Origin of the sequence: Vibrio pomeroyi (assembly GCF_024347595.1) — a bacterium.
GTDB lineage: Bacteria > Pseudomonadota > Gammaproteobacteria > Enterobacterales > Vibrionaceae > Vibrio > Vibrio pomeroyi.
Genome location: NZ_AP025506.1, coordinates 38129 through 59665 on the forward strand (window position 1 = coordinate 38129; position 21537 = coordinate 59665).

General features: G+C 44.6%; 16 protein-coding genes and 5 tRNA genes. 12 read left to right on the forward strand and 9 right to left on the reverse strand.

The genetic code is table 11. The features are described 5' to 3' along the window. Positions 1 to 4: 4 nt before the first annotated feature. Positions 5 to 1111 carry an efflux RND transporter periplasmic adaptor subunit gene (locus OCV12_RS00165; RefSeq protein ID WP_123287362.1) on the reverse strand — a complete coding sequence of 369 codons (1107 nt, stop codon included), beginning with the start codon at positions 1109 to 1111 and terminating at the stop codon, positions 5 to 7. Between the two features lie 18 nt (positions 1112 to 1129). After that, positions 1130 to 1711, reverse strand: coding sequence for a TetR/AcrR family transcriptional regulator (locus OCV12_RS00170; protein WP_207895974.1), 582 nt, complete (start codon positions 1709 to 1711; stop codon positions 1130 to 1132). Between the two features lie 180 nt (positions 1712 to 1891). On the opposite strand from OCV12_RS00170, the gene rep reads away from it, so the two are divergent. Then, positions 1892 to 3910 carry a DNA helicase Rep gene (rep, locus tag OCV12_RS00175; RefSeq protein ID WP_132763853.1) on the forward strand — a complete coding sequence of 673 codons (2019 nt, stop codon included), beginning with the start codon at positions 1892 to 1894 and terminating at the stop codon, positions 3908 to 3910. A 96-nt stretch (positions 3911 to 4006) separates the two neighbouring features. Here rep and OCV12_RS00180 read toward each other — a convergent pair whose 3' ends face one another. Further along, positions 4007 to 4420 carry a c-type cytochrome gene (locus OCV12_RS00180; protein ID WP_009848079.1) on the reverse strand — a complete coding sequence of 138 codons (414 nt, stop codon included), beginning with the start codon at positions 4418 to 4420 and terminating at the stop codon, positions 4007 to 4009. Positions 4421 to 4718: 298 nt separating this feature from the next. On the opposite strand from OCV12_RS00180, the gene OCV12_RS00185 reads away from it, so the two are divergent. The 11 genes from OCV12_RS00185 (at position 4719) to OCV12_RS00235 (ending at position 14586) form a co-directional block, all read left to right on the forward strand. Next, a tRNA-Arg gene (locus tag OCV12_RS00185) sits at positions 4719 to 4795 on the forward strand. A gap of 49 nt (positions 4796 to 4844) precedes the next feature. Continuing rightward, positions 4845 to 4920: transfer RNA gene (locus OCV12_RS00190), tRNA-His, on the forward strand. A gap of 76 nt (positions 4921 to 4996) precedes the next feature. Beyond that, positions 4997 to 5073: transfer RNA gene (locus tag OCV12_RS00195), tRNA-Pro, on the forward strand. Between the two features lie 45 nt (positions 5074 to 5118). After that, positions 5119 to 5194, forward strand: a tRNA-His gene (locus OCV12_RS00200). A 55-nt stretch (positions 5195 to 5249) separates the two neighbouring features. Beyond that, positions 5250 to 5326 (forward strand) — tRNA-Pro (locus OCV12_RS00205). Between the two features lie 1183 nt (positions 5327 to 6509). Further along, a complete protein-coding gene (locus tag OCV12_RS00210; protein WP_086774448.1) occupies positions 6510 to 8237 on the forward strand; it encodes a dipeptide ABC transporter ATP-binding protein in 1728 nt (575 codons plus the stop codon). Between the two features lie 94 nt (positions 8238 to 8331). Then, positions 8332 to 9885, forward strand: a complete 1554-nt coding sequence (locus OCV12_RS00215) for an ABC transporter substrate-binding protein (RefSeq protein WP_017631993.1) — start codon at positions 8332 to 8334, stop codon at positions 9883 to 9885. 178 nt (positions 9886 to 10063) lie between these two features. Further along, on the forward strand, positions 10064 to 11041 hold the full coding sequence (locus OCV12_RS00220; protein ID WP_008218600.1) for an ABC transporter permease: 978 nt from the start codon (positions 10064 to 10066) through the stop codon (positions 11039 to 11041). 2 nt (positions 11042 to 11043) lie between these two features. After that, a complete protein-coding gene (locus tag OCV12_RS00225) occupies positions 11044 to 11982 on the forward strand; it encodes an ABC transporter permease (RefSeq protein ID WP_017060135.1) in 939 nt (312 codons plus the stop codon). Positions 11983 to 12169: 187 nt separating this feature from the next. After that, positions 12170 to 13144, forward strand: a complete 975-nt coding sequence (locus OCV12_RS00230; RefSeq protein ID WP_261885068.1) for an SPOR domain-containing protein — start codon at positions 12170 to 12172, stop codon at positions 13142 to 13144. A gap of 200 nt (positions 13145 to 13344) precedes the next feature. Continuing rightward, a complete protein-coding gene (locus OCV12_RS00235; protein WP_261885069.1) occupies positions 13345 to 14586 on the forward strand; it encodes an NADH:ubiquinone reductase (Na(+)-transporting) subunit B in 1242 nt (413 codons plus the stop codon). A 76-nt stretch (positions 14587 to 14662) separates the two neighbouring features. Here the strand turns inward: OCV12_RS00235 and OCV12_RS00240 are convergent, their stop codons facing one another. From OCV12_RS00240 to OCV12_RS00265, 6 genes are all read right to left on the reverse strand, one after another. Beyond that, positions 14663 to 14914, reverse strand: a complete 252-nt coding sequence (locus tag OCV12_RS00240) for a DUF6482 family protein (protein ID WP_057621839.1) — start codon at positions 14912 to 14914, stop codon at positions 14663 to 14665. 142 nt (positions 14915 to 15056) lie between these two features. Beyond that, positions 15057 to 16784, reverse strand: a complete 1728-nt coding sequence (locus OCV12_RS00245) for a hypothetical protein (RefSeq protein ID WP_261885070.1) — start codon at positions 16782 to 16784, stop codon at positions 15057 to 15059. 120 nt (positions 16785 to 16904) lie between these two features. Beyond that, positions 16905 to 17498 carry an ECF-type sigma factor gene (locus OCV12_RS00250; RefSeq protein WP_261885071.1) on the reverse strand — a complete coding sequence of 198 codons (594 nt, stop codon included), beginning with the start codon at positions 17496 to 17498 and terminating at the stop codon, positions 16905 to 16907. Positions 17499 to 17500: 2 nt separating this feature from the next. After that, the gene (locus tag OCV12_RS00255) at positions 17501 to 18817 is read right to left on the reverse strand and encodes a serine/threonine-protein kinase (RefSeq protein ID WP_261885072.1); all 1317 of its coding nucleotides are present in this window, start codon (positions 18815 to 18817) and stop codon (positions 17501 to 17503) included. A gap of 183 nt (positions 18818 to 19000) precedes the next feature. Beyond that, on the reverse strand, positions 19001 to 20356 hold the full coding sequence (gene gorA / locus OCV12_RS00260; RefSeq protein WP_161753144.1) for a glutathione-disulfide reductase: 1356 nt from the start codon (positions 20354 to 20356) through the stop codon (positions 19001 to 19003). Between the two features lie 187 nt (positions 20357 to 20543). Next, on the reverse strand, positions 20544 to 21383 hold the full coding sequence (locus OCV12_RS00265) for a 23S rRNA (adenine(2030)-N(6))-methyltransferase RlmJ (RefSeq protein WP_123950607.1): 840 nt from the start codon (positions 21381 to 21383) through the stop codon (positions 20544 to 20546). Between the last annotated feature and the right edge of the window lie 154 nt (positions 21384 to 21537).

The window sequence follows — 21537 nt, forward strand, 5'->3', positions numbered from 1 at the left end:
CCGGTTACAGCTTAGGTGTTTCAGCAGGTGGAGTGATTGCATCACTTTCAACAACCTTAACTTTGGCACCGTTACTTAGACGTACTTGGCCAGAAGTTACAACCGTATCGCCTGCTTTCACGCCTTCAAGGATGTGTGCAATATCAGCTGTACGCTCACCTACTTTTACAACATGTTGAGCAACACGTTGAACGCCGTCTTCTTCAGTTAGGATGTAAACATTGTCACCGTATAGAGTGAAAGTAATCGCTGTTTGAGGCAGAGTTACTTGGTTCTCTAGTTTAGGCAGAATGATGTTAGCGCGAGCGAACATACCGCTACGAAGCTTGCCATCATTGTTTGGAATGTCTGCTTGAACTTGGATAAGACCACTTTGGATGCTTACTGCTGGTTCAATCGCACTGATAGAGCCTTCAAACGGTTTTTCTGGGTAAGCATCAACAAAGATGTCGATCGCTTGTCCAACATTGATGCGAGAGATATCAGTTTGAGAAACCGTGAAGCGCAGGCGCATAACACTTGTGTCTTCTAAGCGAACGATATCAGTACCTGATTGTAGGTATTGACCTAGATAAACGTTACGAATACCAACCGTGCCATCGAATGGTGCGCGAATTTCACGACGTTCGATAGAGGCTTTCAGGCTTTCAATGTCAGCAGATAGAGAGAAGTAGTTCGCTTCTGCTTCATCGTATGCTTCTTTAGAGATAGAACCTTTCTTGAATAGACCTTGGTAACGCTTGTACTTAGCTTTCGCTGCAGGCAAGCGAGCTTGAGAACTCTTAAGGTTCGCTTTTTCTACGTCAGAATCTAGGCGAACTAATTGTTGGCCACTCTTAACGTCAGTACCTGACTCAAAAGAGATCTGGTCAATAACACCGCTGGTTTCGTTTGCTAGTGTCACACCTTGGTTAGGCTCAATGAAGCCGATAGCTTCAATTACCGGAACCCAATCGATCGGCTGAACTTCAGTTACCGTTACTGGAAATTCTGGTTCAGGGCGGTTGGCCATATACTCAGCAATTTTTTGTTGTTTGAACATGTTGAACCCAATAACGCTGCCGAAAAGAATTACAGCGATGAGTAACATGAAGAAAGTCCACTTTTTCATTATGGTCAAAACTCCGATCTAGTGTTTAATTATTGCATCCCAACTGGCTTCAATGGCGGCTTCTAATGCTGCCTCGTCTAGTTGGTAAAATCCTAAAGAATGCTTTCGCGCTAGAGATACACTAGCCGCTAAGCTCAAGCCGCTTAATACTTCATTATGAAGCGGTTTAAACAGTCCTTGCTCTTTGCCCTCATTGAATAGCAGCTCAACTTGGGCAAACATTTCGCGTTCTAGTTCCCTGAAGTTTAGGCTATTTGTGATGGGTAAAGAGTCATACTGAACCCGATTTTTAATCGCAGCTAAATTCGTTCCCGCTAAGTCCCATATATTTAACCACATGGTTCTGTAGCGTTGCTTTATTGGGTCCGAATCATTAACTCCTTCTTGAACAGCATCTGCTACTCGTTGAGTTACGAGCACTCGAACGTCATCGATCAAATGATCCTTATCTTCGAAGTAGCGATAGATAGTGCCTGCAGCCACTCCCGCCTCTTTTGCTAGTTTTTGCATTGAGAGGCCTTGAAAACCGACCTCTGAAATTAGCTTCTCTGCTGCAGAAAGTATTTGTTGGCGTTTATCCTGAGGTGCATGAGTTGTCATATTTACATCACCAGTGAATGAACGTTCATTCATTATAGCCTAAGAACCATACACATGTGCAACAAAGTTTTACATAAATGACGTAAAATTCTTGTAGAAGAGAACATAGCTTTCGTGGAGTTGCAGCATTATTATAGGCGCGCAACCAATTCGACCTTGTAAGAACAAATAGAGAATCAAATGAAACTGAACCCAAGACAAGATGAAGCCGTGAAGTATGTTTCTGGCCCCTGCTTAGTATTAGCGGGCGCTGGATCAGGCAAAACACGTGTTATCACCAATAAAATTGCTTATCTGGTTCAGGAATGTGGCTACAAGGCACGTAACATCGCTGCGGTGACCTTTACCAACAAGGCTGCGCGTGAGATGAAAGAGCGTGTTGGTCAAACCTTAGGTAAAGGTGAGTCGAAAGGATTAATCGTTTCGACGTTCCACACCATGGGCTTAACGATTATTCGCCGTGAGTACAAAGCGCTGGGGCTTAAGGCGGGATTCTCTCTATTTGATGACCAAGACCAGTTGGCCTTATTAAAAGAGCTAACAGAAAAGCAGATCGATGGTGATAAGGATCTGTTGCGCGCTTTGATGAGTACTATTTCGAATTGGAAAAATGACATGCTGACGCCAGATCAGGCGAAAGCACGCGCTCAAGGTGAACAAGAGCAGCTATTTGCTTTCTGTTTTGAGATGTACCAAAAACAGATGAAGGCCTATAACGCACTCGACTTTGATGATTTGATTGCGATGCCGGTATTGCTACTCAAAACCAATCAAGAAGTACGCGAGCGTTGGCAGTCGCGTATTCGCTACCTATTGGTGGATGAATACCAAGATACCAACACCAGCCAGTACGAATTGGTTCGCCTACTGGTTGGAGAGCGCGGTCGCTTGACAGTGGTTGGTGACGACGACCAATCTATCTACTCATGGCGTGGCGCAAAGCCGCAAAACTTGGTGTTGTTGGGTGAGGACTACCCGAACCTTCGCCTTATTAAGCTCGAACAGAACTATCGCTCGACCAGTCGAATCTTGCGTGCCGCGAACATCTTGATCGCCAATAACCCGCACGTTTATGAGAAGTCTCTATTCTCAGAGATCCCTGACGGTGAAAAGCTTAAGGTCCTGAATGCCAAAAACGAAGAACACGAAGCCGAACGTATTACCGGTGAGATCATCGCACATAAGTTTTTGAACCGTACCGAATACAAAGATTATGCGGTGCTTTATCGCGGTAACCACCAATCGCGCCTGATTGAAAAAGCCTTGATGCAAAACCGTGTGCCTTACAAGATCTCTGGTGGTACTTCTTTCTTCGCTAGAGCAGAAATAAAAGACATCATGGCTTACCTGCGTGTGTTGGTGAACCCAGATGATGACAACGCTTTCTTACGTATTGTAAACACGCCGCGCCGTGAGATTGGCCCGGTTACGCTCGAAAAATTAGGCAGCTACGCCAACATGCGTGGTAAGAGCCTGTTTGAAGCCAGTTTTGAGATGGGCTTGGAACAAACGCTGACTGGCCGCGGTTTAGAAAACTTACGCCGATTCACTGATTGGATCGTTCGCATCTCAGATAACGCTGAACGTGGTAACACTGTGGATGCGGTTCGTGCGTTGGTTCGTGATATTAACTACGAAGATTGGTTATACGAAACCTCAGCAAGTCCAAAAGCCGCAGAGATGCGAATGAAGAACGTCTCTGATCTGTATAGCTGGATTGTGGCTGACCTAGAAGGTGACAACTACGATAAAGAAGAGAAAACACTTCGTGAGGTTGTTCAACGCTTAACACTGCGTGACATGATGGAGCGTGGTGAAGATGATGACGATGCAGACCAAGTTCAACTAATGACGCTGCACGCATCGAAAGGTCTAGAGTTCCCTTATGTATTCTTGATGGGCACTGAAGAGGGCATCTTGCCGCACCAAACCAGTGTTGATGAAGGTAATGTAGAAGAAGAGCGTCGTCTTATGTATGTAGGGATTACTCGAGCACAGAAAGAGCTGACCTTTACTAAGTGCCGTGAACGTCGCCAGTATGGTGAATTGATTAAGCCAACACAAAGCCGCTTCTTAGATGAATTGCCACATGATGATGTGGAATGGGAAAGCGTGAAGAAGCCACAGTCCGCTGAAGAGCGAATGGAGAAAGGGCAGGCGCACATTGCTAACATTCGTGCGATGTTCAATAAGAAGTAATGTTCTGATTGATTAGCGCTATATAGAAGACAATAAAAAAGGTGACCTGATGGTCACCTTTTTTGAATTTGGCATTTTAAATTACAGATCGGTAAATTACAGACCAGCAATCATGTGCTCGATAGCATCTTTGATTTCATCGTCTGAACAGTCCATACATGAACCTTTCGCTGGCATTGCGTTGAAGCCGTTGATTGCGTGGTCAGCTAGGATATCGCGACCTTGAGCAATACGAGGACCCCAATCACCAGCATCACCAGTTTTAGGTGCGCCACTTACGCCAGATGCGTGACAAGCGATACAAAAGGTACCGTAAACTGCTGCGCCATCACGAGGGCCTGTTGGTTCTGCGGCTACTGGCTCACTGCCGACTAGGTATACTTGGCCAACTGGTTTGATGCGCTCAGCAATTGCATCTTGCTCTGCTTCGCTTAGGCCTGAAGCCATTGCACCAGTTGAAAAGGTTAAAACTGCGATGACAACGCTTAAAATTCGACGAGACATATCCATTAAACTCACTTTACATTCCCAAGGTAAGTACATGCTTACCAATTTATAGTGTTGGAGGGGTGTTTTGGCTTTAAGCAGTAAAGAGCAACTGTTAAACCAATGTAAATAATGGGTGATTATATCCCGATAAGTTGTTGCAATAAACAACAACTTATAAGCTGTGGCGGGTTGTAGTACTCAAATAAGGGGTTTATCACATATTAACTGTCGAAAAAGAGACCAAACAGAAAAAAAAGTTAAAAAAGTACTAGACGGCATTGGGTGATATACGTATTATTCCACTCCGCCGACAGGGCATGCGCCTGTAGCTCAGCTGGATAGAGCGTTGGCCTCCGGAGCCAAAGGCCGAAGGTTCGAATCCTTTCAGGCGCGCCATCCGGTCTCTTATTTCGGTAAGTGAGAAATTGGCAGAAAAGAAATAATGGTGGCTATAGCTCAGTTGGTAGAGCCCTGGATTGTGATTCCGGTGGTCGCGAGTTCGAATCTCGTTAGCCACCCCATTCTTTCTTTACAAAATATCGGTAGCTTCGGCTTCCAGTGTTGATTCACTATCCCAAGAATCGATACAAAACTAGTCGGTGAATAGCGCAGCTTGGTAGCGCATCTGGTTTGGGACCAGAGGGTCGGGGGTTCGAATCCCTCTTCACCGACCACTATTTCAATAATCGCTTGTTAAGCGGTTATATAAAAAATTAGTGGTGGCTATAGCTCAGTTGGTAGAGCCCTGGATTGTGATTCCGGTGGTCGCGAGTTCGAATCTCGTTAGCCACCCCATTAATTTTGGTAGCTTCTTTGAAGTTCCCAGTTTGAGAAATCAGACGAAACGTCTCGGTGAATAGCGCAGCTTGGTAGCGCATCTGGTTTGGGACCAGAGGGTCGGGGGTTCGAATCCCTCTTCACCGACCACCTTTAAGAAAGCTCATCAGAAATGATGAGCTTTTTTTTCATCTGTAGATCACAGATTGGAACCCAAGTGGGGTTCGCCTGATGTTCAAAGGATCTCTCTTCACTGACCGCCTCTAAGAAAGCTCATCAGAAATGATGAGCTTTTTTTCATCTGTAGATCACAGATTGGAACCCAAGTGGGGTTCGCCTGATGTTCAAGGGTTTCTCTTCACTGACCGCCTTTAAGAAAGCTCATCAGAAATGGTGAGCTTTTTTTTCATCTGTAGATCACAGATTGGAACCTAAGTGGGGTTCGCCTGATGTTCAAAGAATGTCTCTTCACCGATCACTTAAGAAGCCTCAACTAGCCGTCCGCGCCAGGAATAACAAGGCTTTTTTGCGTCTGGAATTTAGATAATTTGGTACCAAGAGGGCTGCGGTCTTGATCGCGAGTCCAGTTCGACTCGCCTCTCTTTAGTAAACTCCTTTTATAAGTAAGAATCCCACCTTCGATCTCCTCGATTATTACGTCTTTATAGAGGCGCTCCATTTATCAAATGAAAAGATCTATATCTAATTTTATATAAAATAACCGTTCAATAATTCGACAAACTAATAGGTCTGGTCTAGAGATTTTTGTGAAAAGTTGAATTTGGTTCTTAATCTGCCCACTAAGGCATGTATTTGACAGCTTTCTTCCTATCAAGCACTTCAAAAAATCATCTAATTTATTAAGCCTTTGGGTTGCTTGTCTTCTATTTAGATAAGTAATGAAAATGGTTAAATATGTGGTCAATATAATCCTATCTAGTTGTTTTGTTTGTTTAAATTAACAAAGTTAGCGTTTGTTTCTATAGTGTTAATTGTTTTTTGGAATAATTATTTGTTTTTATTGAATGGTAGTGAGATCTGCTTTGAACCACAGGTTTAGGTCTACAAGTAAGTAGTGGTAAGGGGTTTGTGAGCATTTATTACCGCTAATATAATGTTGATTTTTCTTACTATATGCTCTTTGGGTGAATAGTTATGTGTCACTTTTGCTTGCTAAGCGTTTAATGTCGACTTTTTATCCTATTTTTGTTGCTTTTCTGTGAATTATTTGCCAAATTGTCAACCGTATAAAATATCAGAACAATATTCTGGTAAGAATGGATTCAATTTTGCAGACAGGGCAGAAAGCCGCCAAAGCAGTAGAGGTCTGGTAATGTCACTTTTAGAAGTAAAAAATCTTCGTATCGAATACCCATCTCGTCATGGAGTTCACGCCGCCGTTAAATCGCTTTCGTTCAACATTGAACGTGGTGAGATCGTTGGTGTTGTAGGCGAGTCTGGTGCTGGTAAATCAACAGTAGGTAATGCTGTTATCGATTTGCTGAGCCCTCCCGGCCGCATTGCTAGCGGCGAGGTATTTCTGGATGGCGAAAAAGTCTCAGGCTTATCTCCTGAACAGATGCGTTCTGTTCGCGGCTCAAAGATTGGTTTTATCTTCCAAGATCCAATGACGTCTCTTAACCCTCTATTCACAGTAGAACAGCAGTTAAAAGAGACGATTCATGCCAACATGAAGGTTTCGGATCAAGAAGCCTACCAGCGTTCATTAGACTTGATGAACCAAGTGGGTATCCCACAACCGGAAAACCGTTTAAAGCAGTACCCACACCAATTCTCTGGCGGTATGCGTCAGCGTGTAGTTATCGCGATCGCATTGGCAGGTGAACCTGACCTTATCATCGCAGATGAACCAACAACGGCACTGGATGTGTCTATTCAAGACCAAATTTTAGGTTTGATTCGCGATCTATGTATTAAGAAAAACGTAGGTTGTATGTTGGTAACGCACGACATGGGCGTGGTATCTAACGTTACCGACCGCGTAGCCGTTATGTATCGTGGTGACTTAGTTGAGTTTGGCCCAACAGCGAAAGTGCTGGGCACTCCTGAACACCCATATACACACAGCCTTATCTCTGCGGTGCCTCGTTCAGATCGCAAACTCGATCGTTTCCCTCTTGTTAGCTACATCGAAGAAGCACAAGAGATGGAACCACTGGATGTAAAAAACCACTGGTTAGGTCAAAGCCAAGATCACCGTGATTACACTGGCCCACTGTTGAACGTTGAGAACGTAAACCTGCGCTTCACCACTAAAGATTCATTCTTTGAGAGCCGTCGTGAGTACGTTCAGGCGTCAAACAACGTGAGCTTTGAAGTACATGAAGGCGAAACGTTTGGTCTAGTAGGTGAATCAGGTTCAGGTAAATCAACAATTGCTCGTGTGATTGCTGGCTTATACGCACCGAACTCAGGCAAGGTAACGTTTGAAGGCGTTGATCTTACTGGTCTGAAATCTGAAAAAGAGCGTCGCCCTATGCGTCGTCAAATGCAGATGGTTTTCCAAAACCCTTACACATCAATGAACCCTCGAATGAAGATATTCGACATCATTGCTGAACCTATCCGATTCCATAAGCTTACTCGCAACGAAAATGAAACTCGTCAGATCGTGAACGACCTGCTAGAGCATGTTGGTTTAGGCAAGATGGCAGGGGTGAAGTACCCGCATGAATTCTCAGGTGGTCAACGTCAGCGTATTTCTATCGCTCGCGCTTTGGCAACTCGTCCGCGTCTTTTGATTTGTGATGAACCAACATCGGCACTGGATGTGTCGGTACAGGCTCAGATCCTTAACCTACTAAAAGACTTACAAGACGAGCTAAACCTAACCATGCTGTTCATCAGTCACGATCTACCGGTTATTCGCCAAATGTGTGACCGTGTTGGTGTGATGCAAATGGGAGAACTATTGGAAGTAGCGCCAACAGAGCAGCTGTTCCAATCGCCTCAGCATGAATACAGCAAACATCTGATTTCTTTAATGCCTGAATTTACAGGTTTAAGAGAAGAAAAAGCAGTGGCACAAGCCGCGGTATAAAAATCAGCAGGCTGGAGTTTAGCTTGCTAACAACAATAAACAGACGCAAATACAACAACTAGGGATCTGGATTCCCGCATGAAGGAGTTATGCAATGAAAACCATGAAAAGCAAATTAGCAGTAGCTTTAATGGCAGCTGGCCTAAGCTTTAGTGCAGCAGCAGCAGATATTACCGTTGGCTACGCAGCTGACCCAGTATCACTTGACCCGCACGAGCAGCTGTCTGGTGGCACACTGCAAATGTCTCACATGGTGTTTGACCCTCTAGTACGTTTCACTCAAGAGATGGATTTTGAAGGCCGCTTAGCATCTAGCTGGGAGCGTGTTGATGAAACGACTTTCCGCTTCAACCTACGTAAAGGTGTGAAATTCCACTCTGGTAACGAACTGACTGCTGATGATGTTGTGTGGACTTTTGAACGTCTACAAGCTTCTCCAGACTTTAAGTCTATCTTCACGCCATACGAAAAAATGGTCAAAGTGGATGACTACACAGTTGAGCTAGTATCAAAAGCGGCTTACCCACTAGTACTACAAACAGCAACTTACATCTTCCCAATGGACAGCAAGTTCTACTCTGGCCAAACAGCGGAAGGTAAAGACAAGTCTGAGCTAGTTAAGCACGGTAACTCGTTTGCTTCGACTAACGTTTCAGGTACTGGTCCTTTCATCGTAACGCAGCGTGAGCAAGGCGTTAAAGTAACGTTCGAACGTTTCAACGATTACTGGGATACAGAAACTGAAGGTAACGTAGACAAGCTAACACTTGTGCCAATCAAAGAAGACGCGACACGTGTTGCAGCACTTCTTTCTGGCGACGTTGATATGATTCACCCAGTAGCACCAAACGATCACAAGCGTGTTAAAAACGCTAAGAACATCGATCTAGTAACGCTACCTGGTACTCGTATCATCACGTTCCAAATGAACCAAAACAGCAACGAAGCTCTTAAAGATGTTCGCGTTCGTCAGGCGATTGTTCACGCAATCAACAACGAAGGTATCGTTAAGAAGATCATGAAAGGCTTCGCAACAGCAGCTGGTCAGCAAAGCCCAACAGGCTACGCGGGTCACAACGAAGACCTAGTTCCTCGTTACGATCTGAAAAAAGCGAAAGAGCTGATGAAAGAAGCGGGCTACGAAGATGGCTTTACGCTAACTATGATGGCTCCAAACAACCGTTACGTGAACGATGCGAAAGTAGCGCAAGCGTCTGCGGCAATGCTGTCTAAGATTGGTATCAAAGTTGATCTTAAGACTATGCCTAAAGCACAGTACTGGCCTGAGTTTGACCTATGTTCAGCAGACATGATGATGATCGGCTGGCACTCAGATACAGAAGATTCAGCGAACTTCAACGAGTTCCTAACTATGACTCGTAACGAAGAGACTGGCCGTGGTCAATACAACTGTTCTGGTTACTCAAACCCAGAAATGGATGCGATTGTAGAAGCTTCTAACACCGAAACTGACCCTGTTAAGCGTTCTGAAATGCTGAAAGGCGTTGAAGCAACTCTATACAACGACGCAGCTTTCGTACCGCTACACTGGCAAAGTGAAGCGTGGGGCGCGAAGTCTAACGTAGGTGCAGCAGACGTAGTAAACCCAATGGTTATGCCTTACTTCGGCGACCTAGTTGTAAAATAATCTAGCTTGCTAGAATCGAGAGCCTGAAGCTTTTCAGGCTCTCAAGTTATTAAGAAATAGATTTAAGTTTCGGTATTTGGTCTTCCTTCAGTCTGGCTAAATACCTTTTTTAAGACTGAATTTTGTTATCTAGTCGCGGATTTCGACTAGATAGTCATGGATAGATAAGGGGCAAGGAATGGTTACGTTTCTGGTCAAGCGCCTGTTTCAGGCACTGATAGTGATGTTTGTGATCAGTTTGGTGGCGTTTGCCATTCAGGATAACCTGGGCGACCCGTTGCGTGAGTTAGTCGGTCAATCTGTTTCAGAATCGGAGCGTCAAGCGCTGCGTGATGAACTCGGCTTAAATGATCCCTTCATTACAAAATACACTCGCTTTGTGGGCGCAGCTCTACAAGGTGATCTTGGTACTTCATATTTCTTTAAACGCCCAGCTGTGGACGTAATCTTAGATAAACTAGTCGCAACGCTTGAACTTGTGTTTGGCGCTTCTCTGATCATTGTTTGTCTGTCGATTCCACTTGGCGTTTATTCTGCAATACACCCAAAAAGCTTCTTCACTAAACTGGTGATGGCGGGCAGTAGTATCGGCATTTCTGTGCCTGTTTTCTTAACCGCAATCATGTTGATGTATGTATTCTCTATTGAGTTAGGTTGGCTGCCGTCGTTTGGACGTGGTGAGACCGCAAACTGGTTTGGTTGGGAGTCTGGCTTCTTAACGATAGATGGCCTTGCGCACTTAGTGCTGCCAAGTATTGCTCTAGCATCTATCATGCTGCCTTTGTTCATTCGTCTAGTACGCTCTGAAATGCTAGAGGTTCTTAGCTCTGAGTACATCAAGTTTGGTAAAGCAAAAGGCTTAGCCCTGAACAAGATCTACTACCAACACGCTTTGAAAAACACAATGCTGCCAGTATTAACGGTAGGTGGTGTTCAAATCGGTACTATGGTGGCTTACACCATTCTTACTGAAACTGTATTCCAGTGGCCGGGCACCGGCTTCTTATTCCTTGAAGCGATTAACCGAGTGGATACACCACTGATTACCGCATACGTTATCTTCGTAGGACTTATCTTCGTAGTAACGAACACCATTGTTGACTTGCTATACGGCATCATTAACCCAACAGTGAACATCACAGGGAAAGGAGCATAATCATGGAACAAACAACAACAGCTCCATCTCGTTGGGAGCGATTCAAGCAGTCAGACATTCTGTACTACTTCTTACGTGACAAAGTGGCAATGGTCAGCTTTGCCATCTTTGCAGCCTTCTTAGTGATGGCTCTCGCGGCACCGATTTTAGCGCCAACAGACCCGTATGACGTGACGTCTATCGACATCATGGATTCAGAGTTGCCACCATCTTGGATGGAAGACGGCGAAGAACGTTTCTTACTGGGCACTGATGAGCAAGGTCGTGACATCCTATCGACCATGCTTTACGGCTCTCGTCTTTCATTGACGATTGGTTTCTTAGCGGTTGGCCTTCAGCTGACTCTAGGTATCATCATTGGTCTGTCTGCGGGTTACTTCGGTGGCCGTATCGATAGCTTCTTGATGCGTTTTGCCGATGTTCAGCTTTCGTTCTCAACCATGATGGTTGCGATCATTGTCTCGGCTATCTTTAAGGCAAGCTTCGGTAGTGACTTCTACGCGCAATATGCCGTTGTTATGCTGGTGGTGATCATCGGTATTGCCGAATGGCCGCAGTATGCGCGTACGATTCGTGCATCGGTATTGGCAGAGAAGAAGAAAGAGTATGTAGAAGCGGCGCGTGTGATGGGCTTCAGAGCGCCTCGCATCATGTTCCGTCATATTCTGCCTAACTGTTTATCACCGATTTTGGTTATCTCTACAGTACAGGTGGCAAATGCCATCATGTCAGAGGCGGCACTTTCTTTCCTAGGCTTAGGTCTTCCGGTAGACCAACCGTCACTGGGTGCCCTGATCAGTACTGGTTTTAACTACATTTTCTCAGGAGCATGGTGGATCACAGCATTCCCAGGTGTGCTTTTGGTAACATTAGTTCTAGTTATTAACCTACTAGGCGACTGGTTACGTGACGTGTTTAACCCTAAAATTTATAAAGGGTGATAGCGCGGTTTGATTTTTAGAAAAAAAAGTCACTAAACTAAGAGCCGTAAGCAATTACGGCTCTTTTTTTGCTTAATGGATCTGGAACTTAGTATTATTGATACTGTCAATAATACTTAAAATGGAATTCATGTTTTATCGACATTGATTCGGTAATAATTAACCCGTAAGGGTTTAAGTGGTGGTTATGAAATTGACAATGAATGCTGTATGTCGTGCTGTGATGAGAAATTATCGTATGGGGCTTATCGCTGCATCCCTTTTGGTATCGAGCCAAGTTAGTGCAGAGTCGGTTCTATGTGATGCAACTCAGGCAAGCACCAATCAATTACCACAGCTAGAGCAGTCATGTCCGATTGGTAAAGGTGTTTGGGGCAGCAAGGCGCCTAAACGTCATTCAGATAACGAACTGTTCTGGGTTCAATGTGGCCTACTGAACAAGCCTTTGTCGCTGAGCCGTGCAAAACCTCTATATGAAAAGATCTCGACTAATGTTTGGATGAAGCCTGAAGGCGGTGACTACCGTTGTTTAATCGGCCCTTACTCTACCTTTTCTGATGCAAGAAAAGACCTAGCTCAAGTACGTAAGGTTCCGGGCTATGGTGAAGCCTTTATTCGTATGGTGGATAAGTCGAAAACTTCATCACAACCTATTGTCGCAAAAGCAGCAGCACCTAAAGCTGTCGAATCCAAAGCGGTTAAGCCTACTCCGGCAAAGCTAAAACCAGTCGCTAAGCCAGCATCGAAACCTGTGGTTGCAACTCAAGCGGTAACCAGCGCTGCTGCAATTCAAGCTTTCCCAAGTAGTGGTACAAGCTCAAACAACGATCTTGATATCGAAATTCGTGTGACGGCTAATGTTGCTGGCTCTCAATATGCGATACCTTACCTTCTTGATCACCAACAACAGTTCTACATGGAACAAGGCAAGCCTTGGAGTCGTCTAGATTACGCCAGTGCTGAGTTAGTGTGTAAGCAGGTCAAGATGAAGCTGATGACTGAAAAGCAGTGGCAGAGCATCTTAGGTTCGAAGGTAATGGAGAAACAGAATTGGCCAATGCACCTACCTTATTGGGGCGCAGATAAGAAAGGTCTGTTTACCAACGGTAACGTAAACCAATTGAAAGGCTCCTCACTACTTAACGTGATGTGTGTGAAGTAACTCCGACCTGTAGTTATACCAAACAAGCCTCAGCCATCGCTGGGGCTTTGTTGTTTTTAGATTTTTCTTTTTCAATGTTGGTCTAAGTTATTGATGTTCACTTCTTCAAAACGAATTTGATTAAATATCGTTAGAAATTGTTCAAATAGAGCCGTTGATGCGTAGAAAACCATAACTCAAGCAATAAGGTGATTGAGATTATGAGTTTGAAAAAACGATTAGAAGACGTGGCTCCGCGCTTCGAAGCGGGTGGTAAGTACGAAAAGCTCTACCCTGTGTATGAGGCTTTCGCGACCATCTTTTACACGCCCGGCAACGTAAACCGTGGCGTAACCCATGTTCGAGATAGCATAGATCTCAAACGCATCATGATTCTGGTGTGGCTAGCCACTTTTCCCGCAATGTTCTGGGGTATGTACAACGTCGGTCAGCAAGCCGTGATGGGTTTGACTGTGACCTATTCTGGCGCAGAGCTTGCCTCCATCATCGACAGCAGTTGGCGCTTATCATGGGCGTTTGGTAGTGCTGAAGCTTTAGTCTCTAGTGGCTGGGGAAGCCAGATGTTTCTCGGTGCTCTCTACTTTCTTCCTGTTTATGCCACAGTGTTTGTGGTTGGTGGTTTTTGGGAAGTCTTATTTGCGGTTGTACGAAAACACGAGGTCAATGAAGGCTTCTTTGTGAGCTCGGTTCTCTTTGCCTTAATTCTTCCACCAACGATTCCGCTATGGCAAGCAGCTCTAGGTATCACCTTCGGTATCGTCGTTGCCAAGGAGTTGTTTGGTGGTACTGGGCGAAACTTCCTCAACCCTGCATTAGCGGGTCGAGCGTTTCTTTACTTTGCCTATCCTGCCAACATGTCCGGTGGCTTGGTATGGGTTGCCGCTGACGGCTATTCAGGTGCGACACCACTGAGCCAATGGTATGAAGGCGGTAGTTCGTCACTCATCAACAACATAACAGGTGAGGCGATCACTTGGATGGATGCCTTCATTGGTAATATTCCAGGATCGATGGGTGAAGTGTCTTCATTGCTGATCATGCTAACGGGTGTGATTCTGATTGTGATGAAGATAGCCTCTTGGCGTATTGTAGCGGGTGTGATTGTCGGCCTTGTGGCGGCGTCGAGCTTGATGAATTGGATTGGCTCAGAGACTAACTCTATGTTCTCGATGCCGTTCTACTGGCACTTCGTATTAGGCGGTGTCGCGTTTGGTACTTTCTTTATGGCAACGGATCCGGTTTCTGCGGCGTTTACTAACCAAAGTAAGTGGGCTTACGGGATCTTGATTGGTGTAATGACGGTCGGTATCCGAGTGCTCAACCCTGCTTACCCAGAGGGCATTATGCTCGCTATCTTGTTTGCTAACCTGTTCGCTCCGCTGTTCGACTTTGTCGTGAAAGAGCAAAACATCAAGCGCAGACAAAAACGCACAGTACGATAAGAAATGAGACCCTAAAGAAAAAGGCTTGCACTAGTGCAAGCCTTTCCATTTTTATCACGATTGATTTGAAGTTGATTTAACTCCACTTCAAATCAATCTCGAACGGTTGTGTACTGCCACAGTGCTCACCACACATTTCATCATAAGCGCTGTTATGAATGAGGGTAGCCGACGCTACACCTTGGTCACTGAAGTGGTCGCGTGCTTGATTGACACTCAAAAACTTCATTGGGTGCTGGTGGTCGTCCTTAATTAACTGTTTTTGCTCGCCAACGACTTGGTAAGCTAAGTAAATCCCGCCTTCAAATGATTCAATTAGTAGATTCATCACAAACTCCATTGCTGTTCTAGATAGGTCTTTGTTTTGGTATCTACGTTAATAGTTGTTTTAAGGTTCATGCGGGTTAGAAATGAAAAAACCAGAAGCATTGCTTCTGGTTTCTGATTAAGTCATCAAACTAACTCTGTGATTAGTTGATTTTCTGCATGATGCTAACACGACCATCGGTGTTACCTGTGTTATCCATCTTACGACGGATAAGTAGGCCTTCATCCCAGTTTGATCCAGCAGGTTGGTATTCCCACTTAACAAAATATTCATCGTTTGAGTGACACGACGAGCCTGCAACGTAATTGTCTTGGTCGCAGAAACGAACTACTGTGTTCAGTTCTGTTAATGTCGCTTTTGAAGCACGGCCTATTTGACCAAACCACCAGTAATCGATAGCGCCTAACTCCGCGTAGGTTGCATCAAACTGCCCCATATCTTCAGGCGAAGATTGGCCGCCGTTTTCGCTGTCACACTCAGAACCTGATGTCGTTACTTTTGTTGCGCCGAACAGCATAGTACTCACTGCAACTTCGCCATTGTCACAGTACTCTTTTGTTTCCCATGTACCAGTGAAATCTACGTAACGTTCAGAATCTTTTGTTGGGATCTCGTAGTAGTATGCAACACGCTCTGTTACGCGAGGTTGGGGGTTGTTTGCGTCGCTACCCAGCGTTTCTTTCTTAACAATCTCAGAATAAATGCCAGTTACTGGATCGAAAGAGCCAGAAGTAGTATCACGAATCCAGTTTGATGGGTCGCTTTCTTTATCTTTGTCATCCCAGAGATTGTTTGCTGTGTAGTGATTCAAGTCAGATGCTTTTTGGACATCAAATGGCTTCCATCCTTTAATGTCTTCGGCTGTGATCTCTTCATCAGCGGTTGCTGATTTTGCTAAGTCTCGAAGTTTGTAGGCAAACGCATTATTCAATACGAATTTGCTTTCAGGTGTCATTGAGCCATTTGTTTGGTCTACAGCACCATCCTTGTTTGTATCACAACCTTGAAGCTTCGAGCTGTCTTCATCTATCCATTGATGAGCAGAGTTGGATACACATGTTAGGTATTGCTCAGCAAAGCTTTCTGATAGCGAATAGTCGTTAGATCCTGCAAACATAGTTACTGAGTCCGCAGAGTTTACTTTGAACGTCATCTCGGTCATGCCGCGAGTACGATCGAACATTTCCTCTTCCATTAGTTTGTCAGCGTGAACGTATATGAATTTGTCGGAGTTCTGGGTTACATCAATGTAACGAACGAATTTACCAGCAGTGATAAATGGGTTTGCAGAGTCATCACCGCGTTCCATTGAGCCAAACGCAGACTGCATATGAGTTAGAGCGTCGCCTTCAGATGTGATATTTGCAGCTTCTACACCCATCGCATCTAGGAAATCAGTTACGCTAGCACGGTCATCAAGACTCAGGTCTTTCATCTTCACTAACGTAGCAGCATCAGGTGCACGCAGCACTTCTGGAATTGTCAGTACTTCATCTGAAGTACTACCAAACTGGTTATCCAGAGATTGAAGTAAAATTGCTAGGTTAAGTGCGCGAGCATATTTTCCCGCCGCTTCAAATGGAGTCAGTACATCACGGTTTGATGCTGCACCTACTTTTAAGCCGTTTTCACCACCGATGAAGAAGGTAACCGTGTCGCTAGTTTTAGCGGTAAATTCGCCTTCACTATTCGTAACCCCGCTTAAGCCAGAACTGGTGTTGTAGTAGATACCTTCAACAGCTGCATCGATAAATTTGTTGGTTGTTATCGATGGCTCTGTCGGTGTTGTTACACCTGAGTTAGAACTATCGCTCCCACAACCTGCTAAGCCTAGTGCCACCGCAGCCGCTAATAACGTTACCTTTTTCATTTTTTATCCTTACTCTGAAGAGTAATTATTTTTAGGTTAATTAAGATCTTCGGCGTTTTTACCTTTCTAGAGTGGATTTCACAAGGCACGAAATTTGAGTGAAATACCGTAAATTATTTTTCAATAAATGGGGTTGTGCTGCGTGTTTATTTTCCTCGTTAACCAAGAGCGAGAAAACTTTAAATCCTTTTCAATTAGGCTGTCGCTACAGGTTAGTAGCTGGCTGATTTCTTGAGTTTGAAGTCCCATAAGGTATTTCAGTTTGAATGCTTGTGATTGTCTTGGGTAATTCAAGGTAAAGTGGTCAACAACCTTATCTATAATGATTAGTTGCTCGAAATGCCTTTCTTCTTGAGAGGGGACTTTTGTGGGTAGTTGGCGTTTCTGTGCCTGTTGACGTCGAGCGTTATCGATGAGTATTTGTCGCATAATTTTTGCTGCCATCAACAGGAAATCACGAGTGTGTTCTATTGATTGAGTCTCGGAAGAAGAGAGCTTTAGGTAAGCATCGTGAACTAACGCCGTTGTGTTGTGGATGCTATTCCAAGACACCCAACAGCTTTGCTCATGCTTGGTTGTGCTCCTTTTTCTCTCTTTTTGAGCGAGGGTGTAGAGGTGGGCGTAAGCGAAACGATAGAGCTTTTGTTCTGCCCATTTATGCCCAGCTTTCCAATCTCTCATGAGCGATTCTATATCAGTAAGTTGGTTATTCATGGTTAGCAGTTTCCTTTTGTTGATTCTGTCCTAGTTGTTTGTGGGGCAATGATTCGTAACAGTTTCATCTTTGTTTTTGTTGGTATACCAGGATCGCCTAAGACCGCTTTATGGGTATGTTTTAGTACTGTATTGATCGATGCTTTCGATTTTGGGCTTTCTTTTATTTGAGAAAGCGTTCGGACAAATTGCCTTGTGACTCTTTCTGAAGTGCGTTTTTCTATTTGAAGTTGTTGGTTTTTTTTTATCAAAGGTGTGTAGAAACCTATACCACACCAAATGAGAACAGTAGATAAGGCACATTGAATTGGGCGGCGTTGACATAGCTTTAGAGCAGAATGAAATGGTTGGTCTTGATATGCAGAGATTGGACGACAAGCGATCAGCTGCGTAATGTCGTTATAGAGTTCATTAGTACTCGAATAGCGCAGTAAGGCATGGCTTCGTGTCGCTTTTTGAATGATGCAGTTTAAGTCTCCCTTACTTATCAGTAGTTTAGGAAACATGAAGCTTAAGATTTTTCCTAGAGCGTAAATATCGCATTGGAATGTGGGGGGGCTTCCGCTGATTTGCTCTGGACTTGCGTAGTCATGACTGTAGGCATTGATAGTGAGTGGGTGAGCTGATAACTGGTCACTGATTCCTCTCATTAAATTAAAGTCGAGTATCTTTGGGTTTCCCTCACAATCGATCAAGATATTCTCTGGCTTTAAGTCGGTATGCAGCACTTGGTGTTTGTGTGCGTGTGATATAGCCGCGCATATCTTTAAAAATAGATTAAGCTTTTTGGGGTAACTCAGGGGGCAGGTCGTAAGGTACTCGTTCAACGTGCAACCTTTAATATGTTCCATAACGATGTAGACAGACCCTTCGTGTGTCCCTCCATCGATCACCTTGGTTATATACGGGTGATTCAACGTCGCAAGTGCTTGTGCCTCTTGAAACAGATACTTTTTGTCTATGATGTGGGATAAAGCTGGTTGAATGAGTTTTACTGCAAGATCTTGATGGAATGTCTTATCCACTCGAGTAGCAGCATAGACAATACCAATGCCGCCACGACCTATTTCGTAAGATAGGTGGTATTTATCTATGTATGTATCAGAGAAGTTAACTTTTTTTTCGGTAGCTTGAAGGGCGCTTACGCCAAATATGTGTGTAAGAGGCTCTAAATCTGACGTGCAGAGAAGGGGATAAATCTTGTTATACAGTTCGACTTGGTGTGATTTTAATTCTTTTAGGTATTTTGTTTTTTCTGCCTCTGATAGATCCAATAATTGATAAAAAAGATCGGTTATACGGGGGTTGACTACTGACATTGTCGCTCGTTCAAGAATTATTATGAACGGGATTCTATAAGTACGATCTGTAGATTTTGCTGAGATTTGACAATCTTTTATAATTTTTTATATATCAGTGCTTTGTGCGTTCTTTTTTTGTTCAAGCTGGTTAATAAAAAGCAGGCCTACGCCTGCTTCTATCTTTGATCTTATGACCTGCGATTAACGCATAGTTACGAATTCTTCGCTGCCCGTAGGGTGAATTGCCACAACAGAGTCGAAATCTGCTTTGGTTGCGCCCATCTTCATTGCAACGCCGAAGCCTTGAATCATTTCATCAACAGTGAAGCCGATGCCGTGTAGGCCGACTACTGTCTCTTCTTCGCCAGCACATACTAGCTTCATCTTACAAGGTTGGCGGTGCTTAGTTACTGCTGTGTACATAGCAGTGAAGCCCGATGTGTATACCTTGATGTTGTCTTTGCCGTACTGCTCTTCAGCTTCTTGAGTCGTTAGACCGATCGTGCCGATAGGTGGGTGGCTGAATACAACAGTAGGTACTAGCTTGTAGTCCATCTTCGCGTTGGTTTGACCGTTGAATAGACGCTCAGAAAGCTGACGACCTGCTTTAACAGCTACAGGAGTTAGCTCGATACCGCCTTCCATGATGTCACCAACACAGTAGATGCCAGGAACGTTAGTTGCTTGGAACTCGTCTACTTTGATGTAGCCACGGTCGTTCGTCTCAACGCCAGTTGATGCTAGGTTGATAGCGTCAGTCGCTGGGTGGCGGCCGATAGCCCAGATAAGGTGGTCAACGTTTTGAGTGTTGCCGTTCTCTAGGTGTAGAGTCAGTGTGCCGTCCGCTTCTTTCACAACTTCTTTAGGCACTGAGTGCGTGTGAAGTGTTGGACCTTCTGCTTCCATTACTTCTACTAGCGTTTCGATGATCATTGGATCGAAGCTACGTAATGGAGATTCTTTACGGCAGAACAGGTGTGTTTCTGTTCCAAGTGCGCTTAGTACGCCTGCGATTTCAACCGCGATGTAGCCAGCACCAATAACTGCAACGCGTTTTGGTTGCTCCATCAGGTCGAAGAAGCCATTTGAATCGATGCCGTATTCTGCACCTGGGATGTTTGGAATCGTTGGACGACCACCTACCGCGATCAGGATGTGATCTGCTGTGTAGTGTTCACCGTTCACTTCAACAGTTTTTTCATCAACGAACTTAGCAAAGCCTTTGATTACGTTTACTTTGTTGTTACCCAGTACGCGGTCGTAAGATTGGTGGATACGACCAATGTACGCTTGGCGATTTTCAACCAGTTTGCCCCAGTTGAAGCCTTTTACGTCAACATCAAAGCCGTAGTCTTCAGAGTATAGGTTGATCGCTTCAGCTACTTGAGCGCCGTGCCACATTACCTTTTTAGGAACACAACCAACGTTTACACAAGTACCGCCAAGGTCTTGAGCTTCGATAAGTGCAACTTTTGCACCGTGCATAGCAGCGCGGTTTGCTGATGCGATGCCGCCTGAACCGCCACCGATACAGATGTAATCAAAATGAGTCGCCATTACTTTCTCCATTTATTGAAGGTTGTAGTCACAGTGAGAGCACTGGATACCTACGTCCTATAGATTCTTAAATTGTCTAATTATTATATTGAGGGCAGATCGGTTGAACTCAATCTCCCTGTTTAAAATTTATTCGTCCACATCACAGTCTGTTGAAGATTCTTCAGTCTATGATGTGGATTCGAGATTACTCGGGTACGATCCACTCTACTTTGAAGTGACCGGTTGCCGGTGCAATTGCTTCCTTCAAGAATGGAAGAATCTCGTTCATTTGGCTTTCTAGTTTCCAAGGTGGGTTGATAACAATCATGCCTGATGCTGTCATGCCACGCTCGTTGGTGTCTGGTGATACGCCAAGTTCGATTTGTAAAATCTTGTTGATGCCTAAGCCTTCAAGGCCTTCGATCATATCTTCGATGTCACAACGGTTTACTACCGGGTACCAAATTGCGTAGATACCGGTTGCCCAGCGCTTATGGCTTTGAGCAATCGCAGTCACTACATCGCGGTACTCTCTTGCTAGCTCATAAGGCGGATCGATAAGTACCAAACCACGACGCTCTTTTGGTGGCAGGCTACCTTTTAAGCGTTGGAAACCATCTTCTTTGTAGATAGATACCTGACGATCGCGGTGGAACTCTTGCTCAAGCAGCGGGTGATCGGCTGGGTGAAGCTCAGTTAGTACCATACGGTCTTGGTCGCGCAGGTGGGCACGGGCAACACGTGGTGAACCCGGGTAGTAGCGCAGCTTGTCGCCGTTGTTTAGCGTTGAGATAGACTCAAGGTAGCTTTGAATGTCTTCAGGAAGGTCTTTTTGCTCCCACACGCGTGCAATACCTTGCTTGTATTCACCAGTTTTTTCAGACCATTCATGCGTTAAGTCGTAACGACCTACACCAGAGTGAGTGTCATGATAAACAAAAGGCTTATCCTTCTGTTTCAAAGAATTAAGAATAAGGCTCTGTACGATATGCTTTACTACGTCGGCATGGTTACCTGCGTGGAAGCTGTGGCGATAACTTAACAAATTAAACTCTCGTAACACTCTCGATTTAGAGTGTGGTTAGTGTAGGTGGGGTTAATCAGACCATTATAACCCTCAATGGAACATAAATTCTCGAACAATTCAGGAACAGTCGTTCGCAATATGTGGTTAGTTATTGGTTCTACTATTGAAATTT

Excerpts from the sequence above, each read along its gene's own strand:
- OCV12_RS00220 (WP_008218600.1), top strand. The coding sequence starts at position 10,064 with ATGGTTACGTTTCTGGTCAAGCGCCTGTTTCAGGCACTGATAGTGATG.
- rep (WP_132763853.1), top strand. The coding sequence starts at position 1,892 with ATGAAACTGAACCCAAGACAAGATGAAGCCGTGAAGTATGTTTCTGGC.
- OCV12_RS00240 (WP_057621839.1), bottom strand. The coding sequence starts at position 14,914 with ATGAATCTACTAATTGAATCATTTGAAGGCGGGATTTACTTAGCTTAC.
- OCV12_RS00255 (WP_261885072.1), bottom strand. The coding sequence starts at position 18,817 with ATGTCAGTAGTCAACCCCCGTATAACCGATCTTTTTTATCAATTATTG.
- OCV12_RS00250 (WP_261885071.1), bottom strand. The coding sequence starts at position 17,498 with ATGAATAACCAACTTACTGATATAGAATCGCTCATGAGAGATTGGAAA.
- OCV12_RS00245 (WP_261885070.1), bottom strand. The coding sequence starts at position 16,784 with ATGAAAAAGGTAACGTTATTAGCGGCTGCGGTGGCACTAGGCTTAGCA.
- OCV12_RS00180 (WP_009848079.1), bottom strand. The coding sequence starts at position 4,420 with ATGGATATGTCTCGTCGAATTTTAAGCGTTGTCATCGCAGTTTTAACC.
- OCV12_RS00170 (WP_207895974.1), bottom strand. The coding sequence starts at position 1,711 with ATGACAACTCATGCACCTCAGGATAAACGCCAACAAATACTTTCTGCA.
- OCV12_RS00210 (WP_086774448.1), top strand. The coding sequence starts at position 6,510 with ATGTCACTTTTAGAAGTAAAAAATCTTCGTATCGAATACCCATCTCGT.
- OCV12_RS00230 (WP_261885068.1), top strand. The coding sequence starts at position 12,170 with ATGAAATTGACAATGAATGCTGTATGTCGTGCTGTGATGAGAAATTAT.
- OCV12_RS00235 (WP_261885069.1), top strand. The coding sequence starts at position 13,345 with ATGAGTTTGAAAAAACGATTAGAAGACGTGGCTCCGCGCTTCGAAGCG.
- OCV12_RS00165 (WP_123287362.1), bottom strand. The coding sequence starts at position 1,111 with ATGAAAAAGTGGACTTTCTTCATGTTACTCATCGCTGTAATTCTTTTC.
- gorA (WP_161753144.1), bottom strand. The coding sequence starts at position 20,356 with ATGGCGACTCATTTTGATTACATCTGTATCGGTGGCGGTTCAGGCGGC.
- OCV12_RS00225 (WP_017060135.1), top strand. The coding sequence starts at position 11,044 with ATGGAACAAACAACAACAGCTCCATCTCGTTGGGAGCGATTCAAGCAG.
- OCV12_RS00215 (WP_017631993.1), top strand. The coding sequence starts at position 8,332 with ATGAAAACCATGAAAAGCAAATTAGCAGTAGCTTTAATGGCAGCTGGC.